General features: G+C 68.2%; 7 protein-coding genes. 3 read left to right on the top strand and 4 right to left on the bottom strand.

Annotated features, from left to right (window positions below; genetic code table 11):
* Nucleotides 1-5: 5 nt before the first annotated feature.
* Nucleotides 6-2,342, bottom strand: a complete 2,337-nt coding sequence (locus QSJ95_RS02305; protein WP_043314703.1) for a Tex family protein — start codon at nt 2,340-2,342, stop codon at nt 6-8.
* 234 nt (nt 2,343-2,576) lie between these two features.
* Between QSJ95_RS02305 and ompR the strand changes: the two genes are divergently transcribed.
* Both ompR and QSJ95_RS02315 read left to right on the top strand, forming a co-directional pair.
* A complete protein-coding gene (gene ompR, locus QSJ95_RS02310) occupies nt 2,577-3,320 on the top strand; it encodes an osmolarity response regulator transcription factor OmpR (protein WP_009614957.1) in 744 nt (247 codons plus the stop codon).
* A 99-nt stretch (nt 3,321-3,419) separates the two neighbouring features.
* On the top strand, nt 3,420-4,739 hold the full coding sequence (locus tag QSJ95_RS02315; RefSeq protein ID WP_009614958.1) for an ATP-binding protein: 1,320 nt from the start codon (nt 3,420-3,422) through the stop codon (nt 4,737-4,739).
* A 299-nt stretch (nt 4,740-5,038) separates the two neighbouring features.
* Here the strand turns inward: QSJ95_RS02315 and QSJ95_RS02320 are convergent, their stop codons facing one another.
* The 3 genes from QSJ95_RS02320 to rimB form a co-directional block, all read right to left on the bottom strand.
* Nucleotides 5,039-5,965, bottom strand: a complete 927-nt coding sequence (locus QSJ95_RS02320) for a S66 peptidase family protein (protein ID WP_285639648.1) — start codon at nt 5,963-5,965, stop codon at nt 5,039-5,041.
* 153 nt (nt 5,966-6,118) lie between these two features.
* Nucleotides 6,119-7,024, bottom strand: coding sequence for a 30S ribosomal protein S6--L-glutamate ligase (gene rimK, locus QSJ95_RS02325; protein ID WP_009614960.1), 906 nt, complete (start codon nt 7,022-7,024; stop codon nt 6,119-6,121).
* On the bottom strand, nt 7,021-7,497 hold the full coding sequence (gene rimB / locus QSJ95_RS02330; RefSeq protein ID WP_024128818.1) for a retropepsin-like aspartic endopeptidase RimB: 477 nt from the start codon (nt 7,495-7,497) through the stop codon (nt 7,021-7,023). The genes rimK and rimB overlap by 4 nt, the downstream gene beginning before the upstream one ends.
* Before the next feature lie 118 nt (nt 7,498-7,615).
* Here rimB and hslR point away from each other — a divergent pair, with 118 nt between their 5' ends.
* Nucleotides 7,616-8,011, top strand: coding sequence for a ribosome-associated heat shock protein Hsp15 (gene hslR, locus QSJ95_RS02335; protein WP_285639651.1), 396 nt, complete (start codon nt 7,616-7,618; stop codon nt 8,009-8,011).
* Nucleotides 8,012-8,266 lie beyond the last annotated feature (255 nt).

The following is an 8,266-nucleotide window of genomic DNA, read 5'->3' on the forward strand; positions in this document are numbered from 1 at the left end:
CTTCCCTACTTCTTCTTCAGTTGCTTGGCATTGGCGAACAGCGCGGCCATGGCGTTGTTCGCCGGGGCCTTCTCCTGCTGCCGCGGGGCGCTGCGCTCGCCACGCTGGCCGCCGTTGCCGCGGCCGCCGCCGCGCGGGCCCTCGACCTTCTCGCCGGGGGTGTCGCCCATGCGCATGGACAGGCCGACGCGGTTGCGCGGGATGTCCACTTCCATGACCTTGACCTTGACGATGTCGCCGGCCTTGACCACTTCGTACGGGTCCTTGACGAACTTCTCCGACAGCGCCGAGATGTGCACCAGGCCGTCCTGGTGCACGCCGATGTCGACGAAGGCGCCGAAGTTGGTGACGTTGGTCACCACGCCTTCGAGCACCATGCCCGGCTTGAGGTCCTTGAGGCTCTCGACGCCGTCCTGGAACTCGGCGGTCTTGAACTCCGGGCGCGGGTCGCGGCCGGGCTTGTCGAGTTCCTTGAGGATGTCGGTGACGGTGGGCAGGCCGAACTGCTCGTCGGTGAACTTCTTCGGGTCCAGGCGCTTGAGGAAGGCCGAGTCGCCGATCAGCGAGCGGATGTCGCGGCCGGTGTCGGCGGCGATGCGCTGCACCAGCGGGTAGGTCTCCGGGTGCACAGCCGAGGCGTCCAGCGGGTTGTCGCCGTTCATCACGCGGAGGAAGCCGGCGGCCTGCTCGAAGGTCTTCTCGCCCAGGCGGCTGACCTTCTTCAGGTCGTCGCGGGACTTGAACGCGCCGTTGGCGTCGCGGTGCGCCACGATGTTCTGCGCCAGGGTGCTGTTGAGGCCGGAGATGCGCGCCAACAGGGCGGCGGAGGCGGTGTTGACGTCCACGCCCACGGCGTTCACGCAGTCCTCCACCACCGCGTCCAGGCTGCGCGCCAGTTGCAGCTGGGACACGTCATGCTGGTACTGGCCGACGCCGATGGACTTGGGCTCGATCTTCACCAGTTCGGCCAGCGGGTCCTGCAGGCGACGGGCGATGGAGACGGCGCCGCGCAGCGACACGTCGAGGTCGGGGAATTCCCGGGCGGCCAGCTCGGAGGCCGAGTACACCGAGGCGCCGGCCTCGCTGACCATGATCTTGGTGCACTTGAGCGCCGGGTATTTCCTGATCAGCTCGGCGGCCAGCTTGTCGGTCTCGCGGCTGGCGGTGCCGTTGCCGATGGCGATCAGTTCCACCTGGTGCTTGGCGCAGAGCGCGGCGAGCACGGCGATGGTCTGGTCCCACTGGTTCTTCGGCGCGTGGGGGTAGACGGTGGCGGTGTCCAGCAGTTTGCCGGTGGCGTCGACCACGGCCACCTTGACGCCGGTGCGCAGTCCCGGGTCCAGGCCCAGGGTGGCGCGCGGGCCGGCCGGGGCGGCCAGCAGCAGGTCGTGCAGGTTGCGGGCGAAGACGTTGATCGCCTCGGCGTCGGCGCCTTCGCGCAGCTCGCCCAGCAGGTCGGTCTCCAGGTGGGTGTAGAGCTTGACCTTCCAGGTCCAGCGCACCACCTCGCCCAGCCACTTGTCGGCGGCGCGGCCCTGGTTGGAGATGCCGAAGCGCTCGGCGATCATCACTTCGCACGGGTGGCTGGTGCCCGGCAGCTCCTCGCCGACCTTCAGCGCCACGCTCAGCACGCCTTCGTTGCGCCCGCGGAAGATCGCCAGGGCGCGGTGCGAGGGCGCGCCCTTGAAGGGCTCGTCGTGCTCGAAGTAGTCGCTGAACTTGGCGCCTTCGGTTTCCTTGCCCGGCACCAGGCGGGCGGTGAGGGTGGCGTTGTCCTTGAGGAACACGCGCAGGCGGTCGAGCAGGGTGGCGTCCTCGGCGAAGCGCTCCATGAGGATGTACTTGGCGCCTTCGAGCACGGCCTTGATGTCGGCGAAGCCCTTCTCGGCGTCGACGAAGCGCGCGGCTTCGGTCTCCGGGGCCAGGTTCGGGTCGGCGAACAGCGCATCGGCCAGCTCGCCCAGGCCAGCTTCCAGGGCGATCTGGCCCTTGGTGCGGCGCTTCTGCTTGTACGGCAGGTAGAGGTCTTCCAGGCGCGTCTTGGTGTCGGCCAGCTTGATCTCGCGGGCCAGCTCGGGGGTCAGCTTGCCCTGCTCCTCGATGCTGGCGAGGATGCTGGCGCGGCGCTCGTCCAGTTCGCGCAGGTAGCGCAGGCGCTCTTCCAGCAGGCGCAGCTGGGTGTCGTCGAGGCTGCCGGTCACTTCTTTGCGGTAACGGGCGATGAAGGGGACAGTGCTGCCTTCATCGAGCAGGGCCACGGCGGCGGCCACCTGCTGCGGTTGAACACGGCCGGAGGGCAGTGCGGAGAGCTCTTCGGCGATACGGGTGTTGATGCTGTCCATGAATCCACCTGGTGAAACCAACGAGAATACGGGGTGTGGCGCTAGCGCCGGCCGGCTCGCTCGGGCGTCCGGCAGGCGTCTATGACAACGCCCCGCCGCAAAAGCGCCGCATTATACCCAGGCAAAATCGCGCGAGAGGGCGGTCGGTCGGGGAAAAATCTGCTAACAATGGACAATCCGTGGCCAACCGAGGCTGGGCGATAATTGCCGGCCTGACCCGAACCTGGAGTTTCTATGTCGAACCCGTCCACCCTGCCCGAAGGTGAAAAGATCCTCATCGTCGACGACGACGCCCGCCTGCGCCGCCTGCTGGAGCGCTTCCTCGACGAGCAGGGCTACCGCGTGCGCGCCGTGGAGAACACCGAGCAGATGGACCGCCTGCTGGCCCGCGAGCTGTTCCAGCTGGTGGTGCTCGACCTGATGATGCCCGGCGAAGACGGCCTCTCGGCGTGCAAGCGCCTGCGCGAGGCGAACAACCAGATCCCGATCATCATGCTCACCGCCAAGGGCGACGAGTCCAGCCGCATCCAGGGCCTGGAGCTGGGCGCCGACGACTACCTGGCCAAGCCGTTCAACCCGCGCGAGCTGCTGGCGCGGATCAAGGCCGTGCTGCGCCGCCAGGCGCCGCTGGTGCCGGGCGCCCCGGCCGGCGAGGACGAGGTGGTCACCTTCGGCGACTACGAGCTGTACCTGGCCACCCGCGAGCTGAAGAAGAGCGGTGGCGAGGTGCACATGCTCACCACCGGCGAGTTCGCCGTGCTCAAGGCTCTGGTGCAGCACGCCCGCGAGCCGCTGACCCGCGACAAGCTGATGAACCTGGCCCGCGGCCGCGAGTGGGACGCCCTGGAGCGCTCCATCGACGTGCAGATCTCGCGCCTGCGCCGGCTGATCGAGCCCGACCCGTCCAAGCCGCGCTACATCCAGACGGTGTGGGGCGTGGGCTACGTGTTCGTGCCGGACGGTAATGCCCGCAAATGATCCTCCTGTAGGCGCGAGCCCGCTCGCGAACCGACTCCGCAATGGGGCGGGTTCGCGAGCAAGCTCGCTCCTACGTTCCGTGCTCTGTGGTAGTTCATCTTGAAAACCCCGCCCTGGTTCCCGCAAAGCTTCTTCGCCCGCACCCTCTGGCTGGTGCTCATCGTCGTGCTCTTCTCCAAGGCGCTGACGCTGGTCTACCTGCTGATGAACGAGGACATGCTGGTCGACCGCCAGTACAGCCACGGCGCGGCACTGACCGTGCGCGCCTACTGGGCCGCCGACGAGCGCTCGCGCGAGGCCATCGCCAAATCCGCCGGGCTGGCCTGGGTGCCCCACGAGAACGGCCAGCCGGAAGAACAGCACTGGCCCTACAGCGGCATCTTCCAGCGGCAGATGCGCACCGAACTGGGCCCGGACACCGAGACGCGCCTGCGCATCCACCACCCGTCCATGCTCTGGGTCCACGCGCCCAACCTGGGCGACGGCTGGCTGGGCGTGCCGCTGTACCCGCACCCGCTGCGCGGCCAGCAGATCTGGAGCGTGCTCGGCTGGTTCCTCGGCATCGGCCTGCTGTCCACCGCCGCGGCCTGGATCTTCGTGCGCCTGCTCGGCCAGCCGCTCAAGCGCCTGGTGGTGGCCTCGCGAGAGTTCGGCAAGGGCCGCAGCGTGCGCCTGCCGCTGGGGCAGGACACCCCCAGCGAAATGGCCGAGGTATACCGCGCCTTCAACCAGATGGCCGACGACGTCGAACAGGCGGCGCGCGAGCGCGAGCTGATGCTGGCCGGGGTGTCCCACGACCTGCGCACGCCGCTGACGCGCCTGCGCCTGTCCCTGGAACTGATGCCTGAAACCGAGCGCGAGATGGTCGAGGACATGGTCCGCGACATCGAGGACATGGACCAGATCCTCGACCAGTTCCTCGCCTTCATCCGCGACGGCCGTGACGAGCCGGTGGAGGCGGGCGACCTCAACGAACTGACCCGCGAGGTGGTGGCGCCCTACAACCAGGGCGAGGAGCACGTGCGCCTGAGCCTGCAGCCGCTGCCGCCGTTCCCGCTGCGCCGGGTATCGATGAAGCGCCTGCTCGGCAACCTGATCGGCAACGCCCTCAACCACGGCGGCGGCAACGTCGAGGTGGCCAGCCACCTGGCCGGCGGCGACGGCGCGCCCTACGTGGTGCTGAGCGTGCTCGACCGCGGCGCCGGCATCGACCCGCAGGAGCTGGACAGCATCTTCAACCCCTTCATCCGCGGCGACAAAGCCCGCGGCGGCAAGGGCACCGGCCTGGGCCTGGCCATCGTCAAGCGCATCGCCGCGCAGCACGGCGGCAGCGTGGAACTGCGCAACCGCGAGGGCGGCGGGGTGGAGGCGCGGGTATGTTTGCCGCTGGGGCTGATGTTGCCGCGGGGGGCTTCCTGAGCGGCGGTATCCCCGACGGGTGTAGGAGCGGGCCCTGCCCGCGATTCGCGCGCAGGGCGCGCTCCTACAGGGTGGCTGCTACGTAGGGCTTGGGGCTAGTCCGTGCCGAGAGAGGTGATGGTTTCAGCCGGAAACCGCTGGCGCTGCCGGCTGACTTAGGAGTACCCAAGCGCTCCGAACGGTCCCCTCTCCCTTCAGGGCGGGGCGCGCAGCCGAGGGTTAGGGAGAGGGCGCTCTAGAGTTCAGCTCCAGAGTCTCGAGCAAGCACCGTCCGCGATCTGTTGATCCTGACGCCGGCACTACCAGCTCAACCCCTTGGTATCCAACCGCCCCACTTTCCCATAAGGCCACGCCCGATTCTGCGCCCCATGCCCACTCGGCAGCCCGTGGTACAGCGGCACCCCCAGCGGCTTCAGGTACTCCACGAAAATCTCTTCCAGGCTATGCGCCACATTCTTGCGCGGGCAGTCGGTGAAGGTGCCCAGCACCACCGCGCCCAGGCTCTGCGCATCGATGCTGTTGAGCAACTGCCAAAGGCTGCGCTCCAGGCGGTAGTAAGGCTCGCCCACATCCTCCAGCACCAGGATGGCGCCGGCCGGCGCGTGCAGCGCGGCTACCGTGCCGGCGGTGCTGGCCAGGGCAGTGAGGTTGCCGCCGATCAGCTCGCCTTCCACGACCTTTTTCGGGCCGCTCAGCTGGGTGCACGGCAGGTGACGGTCCTCGCCAGCCAGCAGGCGGCTGACCGAAGCCAGCGAGGCCAGGCGCTCGCGCTGTTCGCTGGGGGCGCTCAGCGGCTGCAGGCCGAGGGCGCTGGCCACCGGGCCGTGGATCGCCGGCAGGCCGTGGCGGTGGAAGGCGCTGAGCAGGATGGAAATGTCCGAGAAGCCGACCAGCGGCCGCGGCGAGGCCGCCCGCAGCCGCGCCCAGTCCAGCCCGGGCACCAGCTGGGCGCAGCCGTAGCCGCCGCGCAGGCACCAGACGGCGCTCACGTCCGGCAGCTCGAAGGCCCGGTGGAAGTCCTCCAGGCGCTGTTCGGCGCTGCCGGCCAGGTAGCGGTAGCGGGCTTCGGCGTGCTCGCCCAGGTGGTAGTCGATGCCCAGCACCTCCAGTTGGCGCAGGGTGGCCTCGAAGACCTCCTCGGCGATGGAGGAGGCCGGGGCGACCAGGGCGATGCGGCCTTCGAAGGGCGACCAGGTCAGGTCGGAGGAGCGGGGGGATTTGGGCATGGGCTTATTCGTGAGCGGGCGGGAGTTCGATGTGCTTCATGGTGATCCTGCGTAGACATCCCTGTCGGGGCATCGTGCCCGTCGGCACCCCCAGCCCGGCCATCCATGGCCGGTCGTTCGTCGGCGCGACGCATGCGTCGCGTACGTGCCTCCTCACCCTTTACCTTTAGTCCGCACCATATGCGGCCCGGCATTCTTCTCCAGGTACTCGATGATCACCCCGGCGATGTCCTTGTTGGTGGTGGTCTCGATGCCTTCCAGGCCCGGCGAGGAGTTCACCTCCATCACCAGCGCGCCGTGGTGCGAGCGCAGGATGTCCACGCCGGCCACCTTCAGGCCCATGATCCGCGCCGCGCGGATCGCCGTCATGCGCTCCTCGGGGGTGATCTTGATCAGGCTGGCGCTGCCGCCGCGGTGCAGGTTGGAGCGGAACTCGCCGGGCGCGGCCTGGCGCCGCATCGAGGCGATCACCTTGTCGCCCACCACGAAGCAGCGGATGTCGGCGCCGCCGGCTTCCTTTATGTACTCCTGCACCATGATGTTGTGCTTCAGCCCCATGAAGGCCTCCAGCACCGATTCGGCGGCCTTCTGCGTCTCGGCCAGGACCACGCCGACGCCCTGGGTGCCTTCCAGCAGCTTGATCACCAGGGGCGCGCCGCCGACCATCTGGATCAGGTCCGGCACGTCGTCCGGGGAGTGGGCGAAGCCGGTGATCGGCAGGCCGATGCCCTTGCGCGAGAGCAGCTGCAGCGAGCGCAGCTTGTCGCGGGAGCGGGCGATGGCCACCGACTCGTTGAGCGGGAACACGCCCATCATCTCGAACTGGCGCAGCACCGCGCAGCCGTAGAAGGTGACCGAGGCGCCGATGCGCGGGATCACCGCGTCGAAGCCTTCCAGCGGCTGGCCGCGATAGTGGATCTGCGGCTTGTGGCTGGCGATGTTCATGTAGGCACGCAGGGTGTCTATCACCACCATTTCATGCCCGCGTTGTTGCCCGGCCTCCACCAGCCGACGGGTGGAATACAGGCGCGGGTTGCGCGACAGCACGGCGATTTTCATTGGGCACCTGAAAGGGCGGGGGTAACCATGATGAGGGGTTTGTCCTGGACGTAGGTCAGCGCCGGGTTGACCACCAACTGGCCCTGGACCAGGGCCTTGGAACCCAGCAGCACGCGGTAGCGCATGGTCTTGCGGCAGGCCAGGGTGAATTCCACCGCCCAGGCGCGGTCGCCCAGGGCCAGGGTGGTGCGGATCACGTAGCGCGTCTGGGCCTGGCCGTTGGAACTGCGGATGGTCTTCATCGTCACCAGCGGCGCCTCGCAGCGGTGGCGGCGCTGCACCTGGGTGCCCAGGTGGGCGGTGAAGCGCACCCAGTCGCGGCCGTCACGCTGGAAGGTGGCGATGTCGCTGGCGTGCAGGCTGGAGGTGCTGGCGCCGGTGTCGATCTTCGCGCGCAGGCCGACGATGCCCAGGTCGGGAAGGGCGATCCATTCGCGCAGGCCGATCACTGACAGGTGGTCGAATGTCTTCAAAAGGAGCCATCCCAGGGTTTTGCGGCATTCTAGCAGGGCCGTCGGCGCCCGCCAGGGGCCTGCCGGGAACGCCGGGCCGAGGGTAGACTGGCCAGGTTGCAGAAGTGTGGATGAAGCCGTGAGCGAGAAAGACGACGACAGGGTACGCCTGGACAAGTGGCTATGGGCTGCACGTTTCTACAAGACCCGCGGCCTGGCCAAGGCGGCCATCGAGGGTGGCAAGGTGCATTGCCGGGGCGAGCGCTGCAAGCCAAGCAAGGAGCCGAAGGTCGGCGAGCAATACGTGCTGCGCACCGGGTTCGACGAGCGCACCGTGGTGGTCAAGGCGCTGTCGGGCGTGCGCCGCGGCGCGCCGGAGGCGCAGCTGCTCTACGAGGAAACCGCCGAGAGCGTGAAGCGCCGCGAGGACGCGGCGGCCATGCGCAAGGCCGGCGCCCTGGGCGTGCAGACCGACGGCCGGCCGAGCAAGAAGCAGCGCCGCCAGTTGCTGCACTTCCTCGACGACCAGGAATAGCGAAACCTCCGCCGTGGCGTAATGCTGTTCCCTTAAGAAAGGATGCTGTTTCTTTGCCTGGGGGAAATGGGATTTTCATATGGCTGGGACTATGGCTTGGCTTGCGAACGCGGAAACCCAGTTGCCTCGGCTTGGGTGTTTCTGCGCCGCACCGAGTCTGCCCGACCGTCTTGTTTCGCCCCCTCGGGCGAGTCCCTTTTGTCAAACGCCACAAAAGGAACCAAAAAGGCTTGCCCCGACATACGGGCCCGATGG

Source organism: Pseudomonas sp. NBRC 100443, assembly GCF_030268185.1.
GTDB classification, from domain to species: Bacteria; Pseudomonadota; Gammaproteobacteria; order Pseudomonadales; family Pseudomonadaceae; genus Pseudomonas; species Pseudomonas citronellolis.